This window comes from Eikenella halliae (assembly GCF_001648475.1).
In the GTDB taxonomy this organism is placed as follows: Bacteria; Pseudomonadota; Gammaproteobacteria; order Burkholderiales; family Neisseriaceae; genus Eikenella; species Eikenella halliae.
The window spans coordinates 134,128-154,799 of sequence record NZ_LXSQ01000007.1; the positions used below are offsets into that span (position 1 = coordinate 134,128).

The 20,672-nt window shown below is 49.3% G+C and carries 17 protein-coding genes and 1 pseudogene; all 18 read right to left on the reverse strand.

Translation table 11 applies throughout. The features are described 5' to 3' along the window. Window positions 1-45 precede the first annotated feature (45 nt). Window positions 46-2,757 carry a DEAD/DEAH box helicase family protein gene (locus A7Q00_RS02835; RefSeq protein ID WP_064089131.1) on the reverse strand — a complete coding sequence of 904 codons (2,712 nt, stop codon included), beginning with the start codon at window positions 2,755-2,757 and terminating at the stop codon, window positions 46-48. Window positions 2,758-2,929: 172 nt separating this feature from the next. Next, window positions 2,930-3,973: a PDDEXK nuclease domain-containing protein gene (locus tag A7Q00_RS02840; protein ID WP_218915553.1), complete on the reverse strand. Its 1,044-nt coding sequence runs from the start codon at window positions 3,971-3,973 to the stop codon at window positions 2,930-2,932. A gap of 10 nt (window positions 3,974-3,983) precedes the next feature. Then, window positions 3,984-5,687: a site-specific DNA-methyltransferase gene (locus A7Q00_RS02845; protein ID WP_064089133.1), complete on the reverse strand. Its 1,704-nt coding sequence runs from the start codon at window positions 5,685-5,687 to the stop codon at window positions 3,984-3,986. 5 nt (window positions 5,688-5,692) lie between these two features. Next, window positions 5,693-7,996, reverse strand: coding sequence for an AAA family ATPase (locus tag A7Q00_RS02850; protein WP_082887717.1), 2,304 nt, complete (start codon window positions 7,994-7,996; stop codon window positions 5,693-5,695). Between the two features lie 50 nt (window positions 7,997-8,046). Then, a complete protein-coding gene (locus A7Q00_RS02855) occupies window positions 8,047-8,700 on the reverse strand; it encodes an IS1595 family transposase (protein ID WP_064089002.1) in 654 nt (217 codons plus the stop codon). Window positions 8,701-8,731: 31 nt separating this feature from the next. Then, entirely contained in the window at window positions 8,732-8,905 is a 174-nt protein-coding gene (locus A7Q00_RS13310; RefSeq protein ID WP_156503707.1) for a hypothetical protein, read from the reverse strand. Window positions 8,906-9,136: 231 nt separating this feature from the next. Then, a complete protein-coding gene (locus A7Q00_RS02860; protein ID WP_064089135.1) occupies window positions 9,137-12,013 on the reverse strand; it encodes an SNF2-related protein in 2,877 nt (958 codons plus the stop codon). A 96-nt stretch (window positions 12,014-12,109) separates the two neighbouring features. Further along, window positions 12,110-13,780: pseudogene (gene cas3, locus A7Q00_RS02865) on the reverse strand (CRISPR-associated helicase Cas3'); the annotation flags it as partial. A gap of 152 nt (window positions 13,781-13,932) precedes the next feature. Further along, window positions 13,933-15,072, reverse strand: coding sequence for a GNAT family N-acetyltransferase (locus tag A7Q00_RS02870; RefSeq protein WP_064089136.1), 1,140 nt, complete (start codon window positions 15,070-15,072; stop codon window positions 13,933-13,935). Then, window positions 15,069-15,221, reverse strand: a complete 153-nt coding sequence (locus A7Q00_RS13845) for a hypothetical protein (protein WP_167746787.1) — start codon at window positions 15,219-15,221, stop codon at window positions 15,069-15,071. Before A7Q00_RS13845 ends, A7Q00_RS02870 begins: the two co-directional genes overlap by 4 nt. Beyond that, window positions 15,181-15,375, reverse strand: a complete 195-nt coding sequence (locus tag A7Q00_RS12710) for a zinc finger domain-containing protein (protein WP_081258775.1) — start codon at window positions 15,373-15,375, stop codon at window positions 15,181-15,183. The genes A7Q00_RS13845 and A7Q00_RS12710 overlap by 41 nt, the downstream gene beginning before the upstream one ends. 157 nt (window positions 15,376-15,532) lie before the next feature. Then, a complete protein-coding gene (locus tag A7Q00_RS02875; protein WP_064089137.1) occupies window positions 15,533-16,009 on the reverse strand; it encodes a hypothetical protein in 477 nt (158 codons plus the stop codon). 2 nt (window positions 16,010-16,011) lie between these two features. Beyond that, window positions 16,012-16,641 carry a DUF4376 domain-containing protein gene (locus A7Q00_RS02880; protein WP_064089138.1) on the reverse strand — a complete coding sequence of 210 codons (630 nt, stop codon included), beginning with the start codon at window positions 16,639-16,641 and terminating at the stop codon, window positions 16,012-16,014. A gap of 13 nt (window positions 16,642-16,654) precedes the next feature. Then, window positions 16,655-18,019, reverse strand: coding sequence for a phage tail protein (locus A7Q00_RS02885; RefSeq protein ID WP_064089139.1), 1,365 nt, complete (start codon window positions 18,017-18,019; stop codon window positions 16,655-16,657). Window positions 18,020-18,030: 11 nt separating this feature from the next. After that, window positions 18,031-18,594: a YmfQ family protein gene (locus A7Q00_RS02890; RefSeq protein WP_064089140.1), complete on the reverse strand. Its 564-nt coding sequence runs from the start codon at window positions 18,592-18,594 to the stop codon at window positions 18,031-18,033. Continuing rightward, on the reverse strand, window positions 18,591-19,646 hold the full coding sequence (locus A7Q00_RS02895) for a baseplate J/gp47 family protein (RefSeq protein WP_064089141.1): 1,056 nt from the start codon (window positions 19,644-19,646) through the stop codon (window positions 18,591-18,593). Before A7Q00_RS02895 ends, A7Q00_RS02890 begins: the two co-directional genes overlap by 4 nt. Beyond that, on the reverse strand, window positions 19,643-19,996 hold the full coding sequence (locus tag A7Q00_RS02900; RefSeq protein ID WP_064089142.1) for a phage GP46 family protein: 354 nt from the start codon (window positions 19,994-19,996) through the stop codon (window positions 19,643-19,645). Before A7Q00_RS02900 ends, A7Q00_RS02895 begins: the two co-directional genes overlap by 4 nt. Before the next feature lie 46 nt (window positions 19,997-20,042). Continuing rightward, window positions 20,043-20,672 carry a phage baseplate assembly protein V gene (locus tag A7Q00_RS02905; RefSeq protein ID WP_064089143.1) on the reverse strand — a complete coding sequence of 210 codons (630 nt, stop codon included), beginning with the start codon at window positions 20,670-20,672 and terminating at the stop codon, window positions 20,043-20,045.

A 20,672-nucleotide genomic window follows, 5' to 3' on the forward strand; every position in this document is an offset into this window, starting at 1 on the left:
ATAAATTTTAGTTTCAATCCACGCACTTGATAAGTGCGATTCGCTTTAGACAGACTTTTTCTCAAACCTTAAAAAATCCGCCAATTTTTTTGATTCAACGACTTCATCATGGGAAATCAGTACATAACGCCAATGCTTACCATTGTGCTGTAACGCATAATCCGTAGCGTGTTTGCACCATTCAAAAGCTGCATCAGCTTTTGCCAAAACTTCAGGATCTTTTAAATCTTTACCTGCTTTAGTTTCGACAAGCCAGATAGAATCTTCGGTTTCTACAACAAAATCAGGGATATATTCTTTAGAATCCAAACCTGATTTCCAGTAGATCTGGAATTGTCCTTGCGCTGGTTTGAACCATTTTTGCGCGTCTCGTTCCAGAATCACAGCAAAACGGCGTTCAGTATCAGAGTCGAATTTTTGTAATGGATACAGACATTTGGAAAAGCTACCAAACAGCATTTGCTTAATACGGCTGACATCTTTTGGTGTTTGACGCACCGAATGAATCGGTTCATCAGCTGAAACAGTATAGTTGCATGGTTTGAGCGTACTAAATCCTTGGCTGACGCGTACTTCATAACTTGCCGCTTTTTCCCAAAAATGCGCCATCATTTGGGCATGGATTTCACGGGCTATCAGACGGCGTTCTTTATCCAGCACACTCAAAACTTCCTCTTCGGATAAATAAGCGCGTAGGTGCGCCACCATCTGCCCCGCCAAATCGTAAAGCAGGTCAGCCTGCGTGAAATAGTCGATATCGTCGAAATCCATCAGCGAAAAAACAATATAGTCTTCAGGGCGTTTTTCCTTCATACCCAATTCAGCAGACAGGCTACTTTGTTCATTAGTGTGCAGATTGTGAATAGTGATTTCACGTTCACTCGGTTGTAGATGCAGGCTGCTTAAATCGAGTTTGAATGGATGGAATCCCGTGCTAACTTCCCCGCTGGGTACAACTGTAATTCTAGGAATATCGATGGTTTGATTCACCATTGTTTCTGTGGTTTTAGCAACAATCTCAGCTATATCCAGCTCATCCACTAGCAATTCCCCTTGAGCCGGTTGTAATGCCGTCTGAACTTCTTGAACGATTTTTTCGCGGATTTCCACTGTCAATAATGCTTGGGAAGTTGGAGCCTCACTTGGACGGGAAGCATATTTTGCAGCAGCTTCCATTACCTTTCGGGCAATGCGTTTTTCGGTTTCAGTTTTAAAAACAGGCTGATAATCGACTGAAGAATTGGTTTCTGAAATACCTTGTTTTGTATTTTCAGACGACGTTTCCGCCAATCCCAATTTCGTTTCCACTCCGCTATACACCTGCACGCTGACTTTTTTATCGTCCGCACTTGGTGCATCCAAAATTACCTGTTTCAATTTCAGCACTGAATCACCTTTATTAGCTTCATCGATGATTTCCTGAAAGCGGTCGTGGGCGATAATGTTCAATCTATCCACCACTTCCACTCCCGTGCGTTTACCGTAAGGCAGACGCAAACCGCGTCCGATAGATTGCTCGATCAGTGTTCTAGCATTGGCAGCGCGCAACGGTACGATGGTATAAAGATTGGTAACGTCCCAGCCCTCTTTGAGCATATTGACATGAATCACGATTTCCGTCGGCTCATCCACGCTCTCCACCGCTAAAAGTCGTTCAATCATTTCTTCTTCGTCTTTGCCTGATTTACTCGAATCCACCTGAATCACTTTGCCCTGATAACGCCCGTTATAAAAGTTATCCGATTCCAGTAAAGACAATAATTGCGCCGCATGTGTGGTATCGCGGGCAATCACCAGCATAAAAGGCTTCACCATGGCAACATTATTTTCCCGAGCATAAGTCATAAGCTCGACCTTGGTGTTTTCATGCACACGCACGCCATCTTCTAACTTGATTTTCTCAATTTCTTCGGGCGTATAATTTTTCGCATCAAAATTGCGCTGTGTTACTACGGCAGGCATTTTGACAAAACCATCGTCCATTGCCCGAGCCAAAGGATAATCTACAATCACATTTTTGAACGGAATAGGTGCTTTGGTGGATTCCACAAATGGCGTAGCAGTTAACTCTAAGCCAAAAAGCGGATTTAATTCATTAATCGCCCGCATCCCCGCCTGCGCCCGATAGCGATGTGATTCATCCATCAGCAATACCAAATCAGGTAGATTTGCTAGATAATTGAAATAACTATCGCCCAGTACTTCTCGCATCCGCTTGATTTTCGGCTCTTTGCCTCCTCGCACTTCGCTATTTATCTTCGAAATGTTGAATACATTAACGGTAATCTCACCAAAAAGATTATCCATCCCCATACTCAAATTCTGCTGTTCATAGTTGTTGCCGCTAATGAGTTTGGGTGGATTTACCGCAAATTCACTGATTCCCTTAAACACATATTTCGGCGTATTCGGTGTAAAGTCTGCAATCAGCTTGTTATAAATCGTCAGGTTCGGCGCAAGTACAAAAAAATTATTGATACCGTGTGCCAAATGCAGATAGGCGATAAATGCTCCCATTAGGCGGGTTTTCCCCACCCCCGTTGCCAAAGCAAAGCACAATGACGGAAATTCCCGCTCAAAATCCTCTAAAGTAGAAAACTCTGCTTTTAAAGTATTCAACACTGCAGCCACATCTCGGTCTTTTTGTGCCATTTCCGGTGCAGCATCCAACGCCTGCTTTAACTTCGCTAAACTTTCTGCTTGCGGTGCACGCAAAGACAAACGTCCGTTGATATAGTTTTGAGTTCTGATGCTCATGGTTTTATCTCTTATCTCTTGTTTTCAGTAATCAAGAATAGCTTAATCACCGATTTGATCTTTATTCCTTTAGCTGTCTGGATTTTTTAGATAACCAAACCGCCATATGTGATCAGTTGCTCGAACATTTCGAATAACTGACATTTTGTGCAGCAAGCCAGCACAATTCGAACTATCCGGAATTTCCGGACAGCTCATCTCTTGCTTCCTGCCAATCCGACAACTCATTTTCCAACTGTTCAACTGTCGGCAGATTCGTTACCAATGGTTCCGGAAGGGCGCGCACCAATTCGTATTCTGCAATACCTATCGGCTTGTCTATGCCCGATAAGGCATATTCCGCCACCAAGCGATTTTGCGTTTTGCACAACAGCAAGCCGATGGTTGGATGATCGTCAAGGGCTTTCACTTGTGCATCGATTGCTGCCAAATAAAAATTCAGTTGCCCTGCGTGTTCGGGCTTAAATGCTGTGGCTTTTAATTCCACCACCACATAGCATTTCAGGCGGATATGATAAAACAGCAAATCAATAAAAAACTCGTCGCCGTTTACTTCCAAGCGGTATTGCCGCCCAACAAAAGCAAAGCCGTTGCCCAATTCCAGCAAAAAACGGGTAATGTGCTGCACCAAGGCATTTTCGATTTCCCGCTCTTGCGCATCCTCGCCCAAACTCAAAAAGTCGAACAAATAAGGATCTTTTAATGTTTCTTGCGCCAATACGGAAGTCGGCGCGGGCAAACGGGCGGCAAAATTGGTAACGGCTTTTCCTTGTCGCTCGTGCAGGCAGTTTTTAATGTGGACTTCTAATGTGGCGCGCGACCAATTTTCCGCTATTGCTTTCTGCACATAGAACAAACGTGCTTCTTGTTCCTTAATACGGTTAAGCAAAAGCACATTATGACCCCACGGCAATTGTCCAACAGACTGTTGGACAATTTCAAAATCAGTCCAAGCTTCGGCAAAAGCCCGCATATATAGAAGGTTGGCACGGGAAAACCCCTTCATTTCAGGAAACGCCTCGCGCAAATCCCGCCCCAAGCGGTCAATCACTTTACTGCCCCAGCCTTGCGCAGCCTGCCGCTGCAAAATATCCCGCCCGATATGCCAGTAAAGTGATACCAGTTCGGCATTTACTGCCAAAGCCGCTTTGTACCTCGCAGCCGACACTCGATTTTTAATGTCTGCCAACCATTGCACATAATCGGCGGGCATCATCGCCATTTCCTTACCCATCACTATCCTCTCCATCAAACAACCCGCCCTGATTTTTGACCGCACTTTGGCGTTTCACGGGTTTGGTTTTGGCGGCGGGTTGGTTTTCAGACGACCTTGGTTCAAGCTCTTCTTCCGCCATCGGAAGATTGGCGACGTTCAAGCTGTAATCGTCGTGTCCCCATTCGCAGCGTTTCAAAATCATTTTGGGGATTTTTTTTAGGGAAAGATTCGGGAAACGCTCTGCCGCCTGATCTGCCGTAATCCCACGCCAAGCGGAGCAGTAGATTAGCAGGCTGCGACCTGCTCCAACCTCGTCTGAAAGTACCTGCAACTGTTCAACAGATAGGCTTTGGGTGGTAACGTAGATAAAATCGTTTTCGCTGGAATAACCGTGCTGCCACCAAAGGTTTTCAGACGGCATATAAGTAAATCCCTCCAGCTTCGCCAAGGCTTCCGCCAGCATTTCAGGGTTGTAGTCGGGATTGATGATTTGATTGCCCCATTTGTCATTGACAATCAATGTTGGCGCAAGGCGGAAATAGCGGAATCCACCGCCTCCCTGCCAGTTTACTGCCTTGGAAATACCACCTTGGTCTTCGCCATCGATGACTTTTTGCAGGCGTGGGATAATGTGCGTATGGCAATGCTCACCAAGCTCCACCATAATCCAACGCCGTCCCATTTTATGGGCAACTGCGCCAGTCGTGCCTGAGCCTGCGAAAGAATCTAGAACGAGATCGCCAGGATTGGTGGCGAGGTGGATGATACGGTGAAGAAGCCTTTCGGGTTTTGGGGTATCAAAAATATCTATTTCATTAAATTTTTTCACTTCTCTTTTTGCGTCTTGATTATCTCCAACCTCTGTTCTTAACCAAATTGATAGAGGAACTATTCCACCTTGAACCTCACTCAAAAACTGTTTTACCCTAGGCTTGTTCTTTCCATTTTTGCCAAACCAAATTCTATTTTCACTAAGCCATTTTTCATAAGTAGATAGAGACGGAGCCCATTGTCTTCCTGCTGGTGGATAGTGTGTGATTCCTGAAGGAGTTACTACGGGGTATGAGTGCCCAGCTGCTTTGGTTTTTGAAGTCATATCACCACTCGACCAAGCTCCACGAGGATCATTATCAGGATTAGAAAAAGAACTATCATGCGCTTCATTTCTTGATAGTTGATTTAAAACGCATAAATTTTTATTTTTTGAATACACCAATACATGGTCATGGCTAGCTGTAATTAATTTTTCATCATTTTGAGGTGAAAATTTCTTCTGCCACACCACATTCGCCACAAAATTCCCCCGACCAAACACTTCATCACACAATACTTTCAAATAATGTGCTTCGTTGTCGTCAATGGTAATCCACAGCGAACCGTCGTCTGAAAGCAGGCGTTTGATAATCTCCAAACGGTCGCGCATCAGCCCCAGCCAAATAGAATGCTCCAGCCCGTCATCGTAATGGGCAAAGGCACTGCCTGTGTTGTACGGCGGATCAATAAACACGCATTTCACCTTACCGGTAAATTCCTGCTCCAAGGCTTTAAGTGCTAGCAGGTTGTCACCAAAAATCAATCGGTTATCAAACGCCGCCGATTCCGACCGCACTTTGGCATGATAGGATTTTTCAGGGTCTTCCAGCAAAATCCGCGCTTCTAATTTCGGACGTTTATGTTTGCCTATCCAGGTGAGTTCTAGTTTTTGGGTTTTCATATTTCTTAACTCGGTTTCTTTAGTGGGTGTAGCCGGCGTGTATCTCCACCATTTTTCCAATAACTTCCAGTATCTTTATTTGGCCATCCATAATCCGGACAAATTAAAGCATCACATAATTGCTCAACTAATTTTGCAAATCTTAATCCATCTTGGGGATAAAGATTAAACGAAAGTTCATTGAAATGTGCGCCAATAACATTTCGTGTTTGAGCAATTTGTTGTATCTCTTTTAAAATTTCACCAATTTGAATTTCTTCATTATTTTGTTCGCTTATTTTTTCAACCTTCAGCTCTCTTAGTAATTTACCATTTACAGCTCCCAATAAATCGCTTAGTACATAAGTATTTCCTACTTTTCTTGGAACTGCACAAGCATATTTTATAGTCAGGAAATCCAGCAAAGCCTCTAAAATAACGCCTGCTTTCCCAGTAATAGATTGTATGTCTGGATCAGAATCAGCGAGTAAATTTTTTAGCCGAACAATCTCTGTAATTGATCCAGTTAAAGCCATTCCACTATCCAACGACCAGTGTTTTAACTCTACAAATTGGCAACCTTGTTCAGGCTTTAAAATACCCCAGCGAAATTTCTCTCGCCAAGGTCGATAGTGTGTTGTAACGATAGTATGTTGGAATTTCTGGATTACATCATAAATCATGCCGATAACACGCTCTACATGGGGTTCATCTACACTACCCAATACATCATCTAAAACCAGTATTTTTTGTTCTGGATTTTCACGTTCAGCTAAGGCTAAAAATACACAAAGTCCCAAAGTATCCAAATGAGAATCACTAAAATATGCTTGCGGAGGGGTATCTTGTTTTCCGCCGAATTCCATTGAAATATCTAAAGAACCTCTTTTGGCTGCATCTAATGCCAGGGCAATTTTATCTAAGCCTTCATTAGGATGAATTAACTCATAAAGTTCACCGACTCTTATTGAGATTGCCTCAAGAATATTGTCTGTATATTCCTTACGCTTACTCTCAATAATATCTAGTACTCTTTTCAATTTAGGTAATGTTATAGATAACTCGTTAACAATATTTTCATTATTTGCAAGATCATTTAATGAACGTCGTAATGTCTCTATAAAGTTCTTACTATCTATGCATCTATCCGCTTCTTTTCTCCAAGATTCTTTCTTATTGTATACCGTAGTCCATTCTAACCATTGCGTTGGATCTTCAGGTGCTGGAAAAAATGGAAGATCTAGGTCTTGAATCTCAGATGTATTCAAACAGTAATTTTCTAATTTTTTAAAATCATTTCTTGTATTTTTTAAAAAATCCTCTAACTGTTGTTTCTTACTTTTTAGGGAAATTTCACTCCTCGAAACGGTTTGTTTTGCAGTATTCAATTTCCCAATCAGTCCATTTTCTTCAATCTGCTTATTTACATTCTCAACTAAATTACTTATATTTTCGGAACTTCCACAAAGTGGACATTTTTCCAAGGTATCATGTTTATGAAAATATTTTTGTGCAGCTTGAAGAATATCTATGATTTCTAAATAATTATTGGAAGCTGCTTCGCTTAACTTGGTTAGTGTAACCTGATCGTTAGCCAGTTTGGTTTCAGCATTCTCTATTTCATTACAGATTTGTAGGTACTTTTCGTATCCTCCTTCAATTTTGTTCCAATAAGAAATTAAAGCATCAATATTATTTTTCTTTTTTTCAAGATGAGCTACGTCTTTTTTTACTTCATCTTTTGCCCACGAAATAACATCATGTATTGGACAATTTACTTGTTTCCAAAAATGTTCGATAGCATTTCTATTTTCACTTACACGTGTTATTGCAGTATCAAAATCTCGCTCCTTATTATTGATTAGTTTTCGTAATGTATTTTCTGATGTTTCAATTCCAGATACATCAATAAATTGACGAATTTCCTTATAACGTTCTGCTGGTTGTGCAGCTATTAATCTTAATATCTCACTGCGGCGCAATACTGATACCTGTGGTCTTAATACTTCAAAATCAACAGATACATTTTTCTTATCTAAAGATAATATGCAGGTACCACTTGAAGTTTCTAATGAAACTTTAACATCTGAATGGGATTTCCCAACAGACGGCCAATATGTTTTTGTAGAAGATCCAACGCCCCTATTTTCCAAAGAACCAATTTTGCTATTCCCCAGTAAATCAAAAGCATCTGAAATTGTGGATTTCCCCGTACCATTTTCTCCATAAATGATCGTCAGTTTTTTGCCTTTTTCAAAATTCAGAACAAAAGGTGTTACAGAACCTCTAAGATTTTCAATAGATAAACTTTTTAATGAAATAGTGGACATTTTTATTCTCCAATTCCCATATTTGTTTTAGGGGCTGACGTAGATTAGCCCTAAATTCCACACCAATCACGCAGGATTTTAAGCTGTTGGGACGGTGTGCCAAAGTTAAATCGAAATTCGCATTCTTTCAAGAACAGCGGGAAAGATTTGCGATCGATTCCGTTGTATTTTCGCAAGACGCGTTTTGCCTGATTCCAAAAATTCTCAATGCCGTTGATATGGTTCTGGCGGTCTGCAAATTCCTTGGAATGGTTGATGCGGTGATGGATAAAACCGCTCACGTCCAACTTGTCGTAGCTGCTCAGGCTATCCGTGTAAACAATGCTGTCCGGCATGATTTTCTGTTTGATAACAGGCATCAAAGTATCGGACTTGGCATTATCTACGACAACGGTATAGACCCGTCCGTTGCGTTTCAGGATGCCGAAGACAACCACTTTTCCTGCCGCACCGCGACCACGTCTGCCTTTACGCCGTCCGCCGAAATAGCTTTCGTCCAACTCGACGGGGCCCTCGAAAACCTCATCGGCAGCCAAGGCCAAATGATGGCTGATGACCATGCGGATTTTACGGTAAAACAGAATAGCGGAGTTGGGCTGAATGCCCAAAATATCGGCAGCGGAACGGGCGGTAACTTGGAGTACGAAAAATTCAAGCAGTTTATTTTGAACTCTCTTGCTTAATTTACAATTGGTTATCTGCATTTTCGTAGCCTAGCATAACTGCTAATCTACGTCAGCCCCTTGTTTTATCTATGGCTTTTTCTATAGCCAATAACCAATCTTCCTCTTTCATTGAACCTGTTGCAATTTTCTCTTGATAGCGTTCTAAATCAGTAGCTAAAAATAGCTTTTCTTCAATTAAAGAAGGAAAAATTAATTCGATTAATTCTTCATCTGGTGATTTCATCTTACCATTTCCTCGCATAATTAGTTTTTACTACAGATGAAATATAGGAATTAAGACCTATCCCTTGTACTGCTAAATTCTTCATCTGTTCTACTGCATATCTACCTGGTTTAACATATGTATATAAATAGTTTCTATAACGCCCACTCTTAAATACAACATGAATAGAATCTTCAAAAATTTGATACGAAACGATATTAGAGTTTCTAGAAAGATTTTGATAAAGCTCCATTAAACCATCTCCCATTCAATAAAAAACAATTCTTCCTCTTCTACCGTCTGCTTCAAACTTTCTTCTAATTCTTCAATCAGCTGGTTGCGCTGCGCTTCAATTTCATCCTGTTTATCAAAAAGTTCACGGCGTTGGCGGCTGCGTTTATTTTCTAATTCGCGCTGTTTTTTCTGCCAACTTAGTTTTTCCTCTAAAGTGGCGGAAGTGGTGGCGGTGCGGCGGACTTCTTTGATTTCACGATCGGTTTCTTTAATCTCCTGTTCCAAACCTTGTTTTAAATCATCCGCCCAGTCGTCCAGTTTTTGCACTTCCTCCTCAAAATAACCCAAATTACGTTTGGTGGCTTGGTTTAATAGCGTTTGGCGGCGTTCAGCCATATTGTCGGATAAGGTCGTCTGAAATCCCATTTTTATTGTGGTTTCAGCAATACGTGCAGGCAGGCGCAGAAGTTTTTCTGGATCGTCAGCTTGTAGGACTTCACCGTTTTCAGTTATGGCGGCAATCAGTATGTGCTGCTCTGTATCACCCAATGCGCTGATGCTGATGAGTTTGGCAATAAGTTGTCCGCTTTGTCCGCGATAGGGTTTGAGTGTACTGATCCTGCCGTTATGCTCTTTATAATCAAAAATTAGACGAGCTGGTGGACAATCGCGTTTTTTGGCGCGATCGATGATAGCTTGTGCCAAGGGATGGGTGATGCGGTAGAGATAGGCTTCGCCACTTTTTCGCGGCAGTTCGTATCGTCCTGTTGGAATGTTAAGGCCGTCTGAAAGATTTTCAGGTAGCTTATTGAGTATAAAACCACCATCACAGATATCTGAACTGTCTCCAAGCTCGCTCTGGGTTAAATCCATCAGAATTTTTCCGTATTTGTTGAGTGCTACTTGGCTTTCTTCAGCACAAATACGTAGTCTTTCGCGGACTTCCTCATCAAAATTTTCCAGCAGGGTTTGACGGGCTTTCATCATGCTCTGGTTAATTTCGTCCGATAGTTCACTTTGCAGGCTATCAAAGGCAGTTTTGATATCTTCTGAGTGGCGGCATTGGCGGTAGATTTCAGCAATGCGTCGTTCGATATCTACGCCACTACCGATTGCCCCCAACACTTCGTCACTGGCACCAAATACACCATCAAAAAGCTTAAATTTTTGCTCAAGCAATTCGTAAACACGCTGGTCGGCTTCATTGGTTTCATCAACGAAATTCACGACGACAACATCGTGTTTTTGTCCATAACGGTGGCAACGACCGATGCGTTGTTCGACACGTTGAGGATTCCACGGTAAATCGTAATTGATAATGAGGGAGCAAAATTGCAAGTTGATACCTTCCGCACCTGCTTCAGTGGCAATCATGATGGTGCCGCGCTCTTTGAAATGTTCTACCAAAGCGGCACGGGTATCGGCGGTTTTGGAACCGGTAATTTTATCGCTGCCTTCATGCCGTTTGAGCCAGTCTTTATAGATTTTTTGTGCTTGGGAATCACTGTTTGTGCCATTGAATAACACGATACCTGCCCCATTCTCACCTGCATAGTCAGTTTGGGCAAGACATTCTAAGAGATAGGCTTGGGTGCGTTTGGATTCGGTAAAAATAATGGCTTTTTGCGCCGCACCAAGTTCTTTCAATTTGGCAAAAGCTGTGGAAAGTGCGGTCAGTAATGCGCGACTTTTTGCGTCTTCTCGGATGTTTTCGGCAAGTTGTTTAAAATGTTTAAGCTCTTCAATTTCATCGGCAATCGCTTGATATTCATCAGCAGTTAGAATGTTCGATTCGTTTTCTTCTTCCCATTCTTCTGCAGTTTCATCTAAGCTTTCATAATCCTCATCCAGAGTTTCGACCAGGTCTTGTGTGGTTGATTCTGCCAATACACCTTGTAGGCGTTTGGTCATAGTATCCAGTGCACCTGCAATAGCACGGCTACTAGAGGCTAAAAGTTTCCACAACACTAGGGAAATAAGCTGTCGTTGTCCTTCTGGCATTGCTTGCAGATTTGGACGGCGCAGGTATTCGGCAACCAAATGAGAAAATTCTCGTTCTTGGTCGGATGGCGTAAATTTTTGCAGGATGGCAAGGCGCTGAGTGTAGGGAACATAGGCCTGTACTTGGCGGCGTAAGGTACGCTGGCAAACAGGGCTGAGTCGCTGGCGCAGATGGGATAAGGTCTGTTCTGTGGCCTTTGCACCGAATTGAGCACGAAAACTATCTAAGTCGCCAAAAACACGATCATCTATCATGCTGACCAAGCCGTAAAGTTCAAGCAAAGAATTTTGCAAAGGAGTAGCAGTTAATAGGACTTTGCTGGATACGTTTTCCAAAGCTTCTTTTAAAGTTTTACCGATAACATTGTTTTTCTTATAAACATTGCGTAGACGATGAGCTTCATCTAATACAACCAAATCCCATCCAATTTGCTTAATATCATCCGCTTTAGATTTAGCAAATTGATAGGAGCAGATAACGGGATTTTCTTGACGAAAAGGGTTTTTACCTGTTTTTTTTATGGCATTGTAACTTTTAGCCTCCAAAATCATGCCCTGTAAGCCAAATTTTTCCTGTAACTCTTGATGCCATTGTTTGCGTAAGTTGGCCGGGGTGATAATCAGAATTTTACGTTTGCGTTCTGCCCAATGCTGCAATATTACCAAGCCCGCTTCGATGGTTTTTCCTAAACCTACTTCATCTGCCAAAATCACACCTTTCGACAAGGGATTTTTGCAGGCAAACAAGGCTGCATCAACTTGATGCGGGTTTAAATCGACTTGGGCATCAACCAATGTTGTTGCTAACGAGTCCATACTTCCGCCCTCGGCTTGACGGGTTAAAAGCCAGGAGTAGTATCGAGCTTGATGTGGTGTCAGTTGAGATTGGGACATGGTCTTAATTTTCTCCAAATTACTTTTTAGGCCATACGAAGGATATGCCTTTTAAAGGTAAAAATCAAATTAATATTCTATAAATTATAAGTTCAGTTAAAACACCAAACTTTCCCCCTTCAAAAACGCCGTATCCTCCCAAGAAAGCCCTGCCACCTCATCATACAAATCCAGCCCAATCAGCGTATAAAACTGTTTGCCGAAGTTTTTCTCGTTAATCGGTTCGATACGCCCTGCCTTGTATAAAGCGGCAAGGGCTTTTTCGGGAATTTGGACGGTGTAGGGTTGCAGTTTGCGTAAGAGTCCGCCGATGTGGTCGGCGTGGTGCAGGCTGCTAATAAGGTTTTCGGCATCAACATCGAAGGGAATAATCAGCGGCTGCATATGGCTTTCGATCATGCGGAACTTGTCGGCGATGGTTTGGAATGGGAAATCGAGGCTTTGCCCTGTGTCGTTGTGCATTTTCAGGATTTTTTTATTGTCCAGTTCACTGCCTTTTAAGTCGTAAAGGTCTTTGAAATAGGCGGTAACGGCTTGGGTGGATAAGAGGTCGTCTGAAAAGCTGTCAGCGGTCAGACGCATGACGGCGGCTTGGGTGGCAAGTTCAGGCGGGGCTTTCCATTGTTCTTCGGGCGTAAATATCCAGACAAAGCTGTTTTCAGGTAGCCTTTTGCCTTCGCGGTTGCAGCGTCCTGCGGCTTGGGCAACGCTGTCTAGGCCTGCTTCGGAGCGCATCACCAGCGGAAAATCCACATCAACGCCGGCTTCGATTAAGGAAGTGGCGATAACGCGGCAGGGTTCTCCGCTTTTCAGACGACCGCGGATTTCATCAAGCTTTTGGCTGCGGTGTTTGGCGCACATTAAGGTGGTCAGGTGGAATGTGCCGTCAAGATATTTGGCTTGGTCGTACAGGCTGCGGGCATGGCGGCGGTTATTGACGATGACGAGCATTTGCGGGTGTTCGGTAAGTTTGGCGAGCAGGTCGGCATCGGTTTGTGTGCCGATGTGTTGCACGGTGGTGCGGCGCAGTTTGTCGAAAAGTGCGGTCGGTTTTGGGGCTATTTCGCGCACGTTTTCAAAGCCGCGATAGAAGCCGTTTTCGGCTTGCACGGCTGGCTGGGTGGCGGTGCACATGACGACAGAGCAATGATAGTTTTGTGCCAATTCTTTGATGGCTTGCATGATGGGCAGCAACAGATTGAGCGGCAGCATTTGCGCTTCGTCGAGGATGATGACGGAGCCTGCGATGTTGTGCAGCTTGCGGCAGCGCGAGGAGCGGTCGGCAAAGAGGGATTCGAAGAATTGCACGGCGGTGGTCACGACAATCGGCGCGTCCCAGTTTTCCGAGGCAAGGCGCAATTTGTCTTTGGTGGCCTCATTTTGCAGTTTGCCGTCGTCGAAGGTGCTGTGGTGTTCCAACACGGCTTGTTCGCCTAATTCGCCAAAGGCTTTGCGAAACTCGGCGGCATTTTGTTCGATGATGCTGGTGAACGGGATGACGTAAATCACGCGCCGCATTCCGTGCCGTTTGGCGTGTTCCAGCGCAAATGCCATAGAAGTGAACGTTTTGCCGCCGCCGGTCGGCACGGTGAGCGTGAACAGCCCTTGCGGTTGTACCGCTTGTTCTACGGCATAATCGAGAATTTCGCTGCGCAGGCGGTTTAAGGCGGCATTGCGTTTTTCGGCTTCGGTTTGCTCTGGAGCTTGGGCAATGTGTCGTCTGAAAGCGTTGATGAATTGATTGAAATTGTGTTGTAAGGCGTTTAGTGTAAGGCGGCGGCAGCTTTTGCCCGAATTGGCAGTAGCTTTTGCACCGCCGCCGCGTAAGAAATTGTATCAGCTTTTGCATCAATTAATCCCCGTTTAATGGTCTGTTAAACGGGGATTTTCATGCTATGTCCAATGGCGGCCGGGCTACGCTATTCCTCCTGCCCGTTGCCTAAATAGCGGAAGCCTTGCACGGCGCGGAAATGACCACCGTAGCCGGTGGCACTGCGGGCTTTACCGGTATCTTTCCCGTGCTTTAAGGCGGAGCGGCGCAGACTGTCGCGGCAGCGCAGTTTGTCGGCACCGTATAGGGCAGCCGATACCTGCGTCCATTGTGGATTGCGGCGCAGGGCGGCGGCCAAGCCGGGATGAGAGGTGTTGATTAGAGTACGCAGCGGGCGGCGATAGCGGTTTTCTCCACGCAGCCACATTTCGGCACAGCCGTTTAGAAAGCGCGTACCGACTCCGGCACCCTGCCATTCCGGCAGCACCACCAGCCGGCAGGCGCGCGCTTCCACTAAACCGGGGCGCGGGCTGAAGGCAACATGTGCCACAGGCTGCCCATTAATCAACCCCATGTAATGGCTGCCGGCAATCACCGGCGGCAGTTTCAGATAATGATGCGGCTCAAACAACCGGTAGTCGGCTTGGCGGCAAGGGTATATTTCCAATTCAAATCGCGGCCGTTGCCGAAGCCACCCCCATTGGAAGCAGCCAGTTTCGGTGTCTAACACCCAATCCGGCTGTATCCAGTCGAGGATGTCGTAGTGGCAGGATAGCAGCACGACTTGTTTGTTTTGGTGCCGGCGCCAGCCTTTGGCAAACGCGCCAGCGCCCACCCGGGCGATTTGGCGGTCTACCACCGAGCTGAACTCGTCCACAACGCTGATGCCATCGGGCGCTTCGGCCATCAGCCGCGCCAAGGTGGCGCGGAACTGTTCGCCATTGCTCAACACGGGATAGGGGCGCAGCCAAGCGGGCACATCGCCCAAACCGACCGAGGATAAGGCGGCGGTTACGGCATCGAAATCGCCGTCGGCGGCAATCGCATCCACCAGCGGCCGGTTGGCCGGCCACTTTGGGGCGTAGGCTTGGCCGATGCTTTTGCCGATACTGGTTTTGCCGGAGCCGGAAGGGCCGGCCACTACGCCAATCTGCCACGGCCGCTCATGCAGCGGCAGCTCCGCCGATAGGCGGAAATCCGCGCCGCTTTCCACGTTGAATAAGGATTTGACCCGTGCGGCGCGATAGCTGTTGAAGTTGGCGCAACGGTGATGAATCTCAATCTTCATACACTCACCACCTTGAGCCGGTAGCCCTGCCGTTTGAGTTGGTTGTAGGCCTCGATTTGCTGTGCTTCGTTGGCGCAAATGATGACCACGCCGTATTGGCGGCGGTATTTAAACCCGTTCTTGCCGGGTATTTTGTCTGGCTTTCCCATGAGGCTGACTCCTTACTGAAGTTGGGCACTCGTGGGTGCTCTGGGTTGTTAAAGAACTGAATTGGTTTACTGTTTTGCAGCGTTGGCACTTGATTTGCACGGTGCCGCTGCCAACGGCCAGTAATTTGCCGCAGCTTTTGCATCGGTATTGCATTATTTTTCCTACATTGCGTGATACAATCCGCGCGCCCTCGAGGGTGGCGGCCTTGGGTCAATGCAGGCTGGTTCTGCTTGGCTGTCGCGGCGGGTGTTCCCGCACCCGCCGTGTCGCCGTCTTAGTTTTTTCCTCCCCGCCCTTGTGGCGGGGTTTTTCATGCCTGCCTTTTTAGAGCGGGCACGATAGCGGCAAGGTCGTTGGGCGACCAGCGCCAGCCGTCGGGCAGCCCCAATGCGGCGGCACACCACTCGGAGCAAAACCACTTATCGCCCCTCTGGCGGGTTTTGAATACCACGCCGACGGCGCCAAACCAGTCGTAGGGCTGGCTCACTGTGTTGCGATATAGGCGGTCGAGTTGGCCGTGCTCATTGATGCTGTCGGGCAGCGGGATTAGATCCCACTTATCAGCGGGCAGTAGCATGGTTTTGGCGCGCACACCGCCGTCGCGCACGGAAGAAGAAATGCAGTCGTACCCGCCGCCTTCGGCTGAGCCGTAGGCAATCTCGGCATGGCTGTATTGGCCGCGCGTAAGGGCACGGGTGAGCCAGTCGGTGGCTCGGGCACACCATACGCGCCAGCCGCGGCCGCTGCGGCGGCCTTTGTAGAGGGCTAGGTAGTATCTCGGTTTCATGATTACGCCTCCTCGAGCTCGGCAGCGGCGGGCTCAAAGTTGGCCGTCCATCCGCCGGAATAATCGTACGCAAGCGGTTTTTCTGCTTTGAGCATAGCGGCACGGTGTTTTTCGGCGTTGGCAAAATCGGCCTGCTCATCCACCAACATTTGCGCCATCAACTCTTCCAGCAGCACTTTGGTCATATTTATAAAGCTGTTGTCCATCGTTTTCCAAGCCAGCTTTTCAGGTAGCCTCGGCATCACGGCCAGCGCGATATATTGTGTGCGAGAGTTGTCATCAGTGTGAAACCATTTGTCCACCGATTTAACGTACACCCCATGCCGCAGATTATCGGCACGCTTGGCCTTGATGCGATCCCACATCTCATCCTGTTGCTCGGCTTTGAGCCGGGCGGCGCACTCTGGGTCGATGTGCCATTGCTCCCCGTCCCAAGTGCTGGATGGGCAGGGCGGCTGCTCGGCCAGCACGGGCTTGCCGTCCTTGCCCGGCATAATCACTTGCCCGGCGGACTGGCCGGATAGCAGTGCGGTGTGCTGCTCGGGGCTAATCTCTACCGCATCTTCAGGTAGCCTGCTGTGGATTTGGTCGTCGTAAAACGCCTGATTGGATTTTGAGTAATAGATGGTCATGTGTTATCTCCCGTTAAAACCCGATGGCCAGTACATAGCTCTTGGCAGGCTGGTGCGTGCCGACTGCCGACCAAAAATCCTCCACCAGCCTAAATTGCGATACCGATATAGGCATTACGCGAGTCAGCGCACCATAGCCGAGAGCAGGATTGGACAGGCAGGTATTGATGCTCATCGACAGGCAGCCTTGCGTAAAGGCCACCGGAAAACTGTAAACCGCACCCGGGTTGTTGCCGATGCTCGTGATGGTGTGCTCAATACACAGCCACTGCAGCAGCAGGCCGTTGGGCAGCCGCACCCAGCCGTTGGCGGATTTGTCCGCGGTAAACAGATTACCCACAGCCTGCGTAAAATCAGTAATCTCGCTGCTGCGGTGGGTGTGGCTTTTGGGTGCAACCTCGTCGCGGTCGGCCTTGCGCTGCAAATCCGCCGCCAGCGTGGCGGCATTCATCGTGCCGGCGTTGGTTACTTTGCCAAACGCCTTAATCCACATCACCACATCGTCCAGGCTGTCTTTGGCCTTGATGCACAGCACCATCGCAATGGCTTTGGGGCGTACCTCGTCTGCGGTCGGCACGGCGCGGCTGGCATCAAACATCAGTGGCGCAAAGTTGGCTGCGCCGGTCCTCAGGTCTTGGCTCCAAGACACCCAGGCGATGTTATCCAGTACCTTTTTGGACATATCCATCCACAACGCGCTGTTTGCCTTGTTGTAGGCATCTGCCACCCGTTTGCTGGTGGCGGCATCAATGTCGGCGTCGTAGCCGTAAAAATACTCACCCTTTATATTGCGGATGGCATCCCCTTGCTGCGTGCCCACCGTGAGGCCGCCTGCAGCATTGCGCACAAAGCGGTCATCAGCCTTGGGCACGGCAGTAATGCTGCCGTACTGCGCCACCAGTTTGCGGTAGAGCTCGGGATAGGCGGCCTGCGTTACCTTGGTAGCAATCTCATCGTACTTAATCCAGCCGTCCGGGATGGCCTCAATCGGGAAATAGGCGGTCATGCCTACATCGGAGCGTGTAAGGTTTGGCAGTTTGTTGCTGCCCAATACGCGGTGCAGGTCGGGATAGGTGGCCTGGGCAAAGGTGCTGCCGTCGGCTTTCAGGTAGCCTTCGGGGCTGCTGACGGCACGCGGAAAGCCGATTACTGCGCCAACGGGTAAGCCTTTGCCGCTGGCTTGCTCGTCGATGATTTTGCGCAAAGCCTCGACCACTTGGTTTGGTTTGGCTTTATCCGGCTGGATACCGGCCGCAGTCAGCACGGCCAGCAGCTCGGATTGCACTTGGTTGAGCCACCACGCGGGCAGGATGGTGCCGAGTTCGCTCACGCCGTCGCCGTCGTGGAAGGTCTTATCGGGGGTTTCGATGGGGTGCATGGTTTAGTCCTTTAGCGGTAGGTAAATCGGATGGCGGTGTGGGCGGGTTTGAGGCGGTTGAACAGGCTCTCGATCACAGCATCGCTGTATTGGCTCAGGCGGCTGCCGGCGGTGCCAGAGCCAGCGCGGAAGCGCCACACGGTTTGCGATTGGGCGGCCACGTCCACCCACCACACCCACATGATGTCTTCGCGGGCGAGGCGGTCGCCGGCGCGGTTTACGCCGGCGCGGAAGGGCTGCGGCTCGCTGATGGTGATGGTGTAGCCTGCGGCGGCAGCCAAGCCGACGAAATACGGGATGCTCAGGCCGCCGGTCTCATTGAGTTTGGCCAGCACGTCGGCCACGCGGCGGGCGTAGTTGTCGGGCTGCGGCGGGTTGATGCCGAGCAGGCGCTCCCAGCGCGTGATGTCGCCGCCGGCAGTGGGGGCGTAGGCGGCAGCCAGCAGCTGTGCCGACTGTGCCTGCACACCGTCGAATATGGCGGCTTCCGCCTGCCGCTCGGCGGCCTGCCCGGTGGCGCGCACGTCGTAGCTGACGGGCGGATAGTAGAGGGGGAGCAGGTCGGCGTAGGTCATAACAGGGTCATCTCAAACGTGCCCAAGGCGAGCCATTGGATGTGCGGGGTGATGGTGGCGTTTTGGTTGGCGGCCGGGCTGTCGAGCACACGGTCGCGCACGCCCGGGGTATCGCTAATCAGCGCCTCGATATGGCTTTTATAGACGGTGTCGCCCGGCTTGATGGTTGCAAAATAAGCCGACAAGGCGCGGGCGGCGGCATCCTTAACCGCAGGCAGGGTGTAGCCGTCGGCCAGCGATACGCGCACCGATACATTGAGCGGTACGCGTTGCGGTGCCATCACCTGCACGTTTTTGGCGGTAACCGGGCGGCGCTCGTCGATATATTGCTGCACGGCACGCACCACATCGGGCGACGGCAGGCCGGATGCGGTGAGGATGGCCACATCCACCGTGCCCAAACCGCGCCGCAGCGGATACACAAATGCCGCCTCCACCCCCGGCACGGCCATTGCCCAGCGGTAATAGTCGTAGGCATTGCCGCCGGCGGGCGGCTGGCGCAAACGCGACAGCAGCCTGTCTAACAACGCGGCATCGCTCTCGATATCGGTGCCGCCCACCATACTGGTGAGCACGGCATCTGCCTCAACGCCGGCAGGCGGGCTTTGCAGCTTGGCCGGGGTATTGTCCGGCTGATTGCCGGCGGCACCGGTGCTCAGGCAATGGCAGGCCAATACAGCCTGCCCGCTGCCGTCGGTTTGCCCGGCGGCAGAAGTCTGGTAGGCGGTGTCGCCTACTTGGGCCACCAGCCCGGCAGGCAGCACGGTATTGGGCGCGCCGCTGATGCGGATGCTACCCGCCGCAGCGGCGGCACTCTTGCGCCAAATGCGGTACATGGCGCAATGGCGCTCCAAATAGGCGGTGTCCGCCGTATCGGCAAACACCTGCCGCAAAATCCACTCTTGGTGTTGGTATTGCCCCTCGGCCAGTGCGGCCAAAGCAGTGGCGCGGGCGAAATTGTCGCTGCCGGGGTGGGTGTGGGCGGCAGGCTGCTGGTTGCTCAAATCGCGCAGGTAGTCGCTGCGCAGTTGCTCAAAGTTTTTGGTTTTCATGCCAGCCGCACCTCATGGATTAAGGATAGATTCCGGCCGCTCATGTCTTCCCCGTCAATATCCAGCCGCAGCCAGCCGCGCCGTGCCAAAGAGGCGGCCACATTGATGCGGCGGGCGCGGCGGGCATCTAAAATCGGCTGCAAAGCCTGCTCGGCATACTGCTTGGCCAACACGGCAATGCGCGGCAGGTCTTTCTGCCGGCGCAATTCGTGCAGGCGGCTGCCCAGTGCGGGTTCGGCCCAGTAGCTGCCAAGCGGGGTAACCAGCCGCACATAGACTTCGTTTTCGATGCCTTGCGCGGATTGGTTGAGCAGGTAGTCGCCGGTGGCGGGGTTAAGTAAAGCGTCCATAACCGCATTATGGGTTATGGACGCTGGGAGAACTGCTTGAGGGGCTTCAGAGGGGTGCGCCGGTGGTGCCGCCGCTGTCGCCGGGGTGCTGGTGGCCGGTGAGGGATTTGCCCGAGGCCACCACGTCTTGGTCGGTGGTGTAGTCGCCGCCGGTTTGGCGCACGTCGCCCTCGAAGGTAGCGCCGTTGCCGCCTTTTATGGCCATGCCGCCGTTGCCGTTGATTTGCCCGGCGGCGGTCACTTCGGCGGTGCAATCCACATTGGGTGCGTCGATATTGACCCCGCCCGGCGCTTTGATATTGAGCACTTGGCAGTCGATGTCGATGATGCGGCCTTTTTTCAGCACGATTTTGGCGCCGTCGGCGTTGTACACCGCAGTCTCACCCTCTTGCAGGTTGGTGATGCGGTAAGCACCGTTGCAGGTATTGACGACGATGCCGTGGCTGGTCTGGCCGCCCAAGGGCAAAACGATGCAATCGCTACCGGCAGGCGGGTGCGCGGTGAAGCCGAACTGTTCGGCGTGTTCCAGCGCCTGCACTGTTTCGCCGTCCAGCCCCTCAATCTGTGTACGCTGCACGCCGCCTCCGGCATCGGTGCGGGCGATTTTGCCCCTGAATGCCTGCCGGATGCCGCCCAGCATCCGCTTGATGCGGCCGTCTACTTGTTTAGCGTCCAT

Coding starts and splice junctions, on each gene's coding strand:
- A7Q00_RS02835 (WP_064089131.1), bottom strand. CDS start 2,757: ATGAGCATCAGAACTCAAAACTATATCAACGGACGTTTGTCTTTGCGT.
- A7Q00_RS02840 (WP_218915553.1), bottom strand. CDS start 3,973: ATGATGCCCGCCGATTATGTGCAATGGTTGGCAGACATTAAAAATCGA.
- A7Q00_RS02845 (WP_064089133.1), bottom strand. CDS start 5,687: ATGAAAACCCAAAAACTAGAACTCACCTGGATAGGCAAACATAAACGT.
- A7Q00_RS02850 (WP_082887717.1), bottom strand. CDS start 7,996: ATGTCCACTATTTCATTAAAAAGTTTATCTATTGAAAATCTTAGAGGT.
- A7Q00_RS02855 (WP_064089002.1), bottom strand. CDS start 8,700: ATGCAGATAACCAATTGTAAATTAAGCAAGAGAGTTCAAAATAAACTG.
- A7Q00_RS13310 (WP_156503707.1), bottom strand. CDS start 8,905: ATGAAATCACCAGATGAAGAATTAATCGAATTAATTTTTCCTTCTTTA.
- A7Q00_RS02860 (WP_064089135.1), bottom strand. CDS start 12,013: ATGTCCCAATCTCAACTGACACCACATCAAGCTCGATACTACTCCTGG.
- A7Q00_RS02870 (WP_064089136.1), bottom strand. CDS start 15,072: ATGAAGATTGAGATTCATCACCGTTGCGCCAACTTCAACAGCTATCGC.
- A7Q00_RS13845 (WP_167746787.1), bottom strand. CDS start 15,221: ATGGGAAAGCCAGACAAAATACCCGGCAAGAACGGGTTTAAATACCGC.
- A7Q00_RS12710 (WP_081258775.1), bottom strand. CDS start 15,375: ATGCAATACCGATGCAAAAGCTGCGGCAAATTACTGGCCGTTGGCAGC.
- A7Q00_RS02875 (WP_064089137.1), bottom strand. CDS start 16,009: ATGAAACCGAGATACTACCTAGCCCTCTACAAAGGCCGCCGCAGCGGC.
- A7Q00_RS02880 (WP_064089138.1), bottom strand. CDS start 16,641: ATGACCATCTATTACTCAAAATCCAATCAGGCGTTTTACGACGACCAA.
- A7Q00_RS02885 (WP_064089139.1), bottom strand. CDS start 18,019: ATGCACCCCATCGAAACCCCCGATAAGACCTTCCACGACGGCGACGGC.
- A7Q00_RS02890 (WP_064089140.1), bottom strand. CDS start 18,594: ATGACCTACGCCGACCTGCTCCCCCTCTACTATCCGCCCGTCAGCTAC.
- A7Q00_RS02895 (WP_064089141.1), bottom strand. CDS start 19,646: ATGAAAACCAAAAACTTTGAGCAACTGCGCAGCGACTACCTGCGCGAT.
- A7Q00_RS02900 (WP_064089142.1), bottom strand. CDS start 19,996: ATGGACGCTTTACTTAACCCCGCCACCGGCGACTACCTGCTCAACCAA.
- A7Q00_RS02905 (WP_064089143.1), bottom strand. CDS start 20,672: ATGGACGCTAAACAAGTAGACGGCCGCATCAAGCGGATGCTGGGCGGC.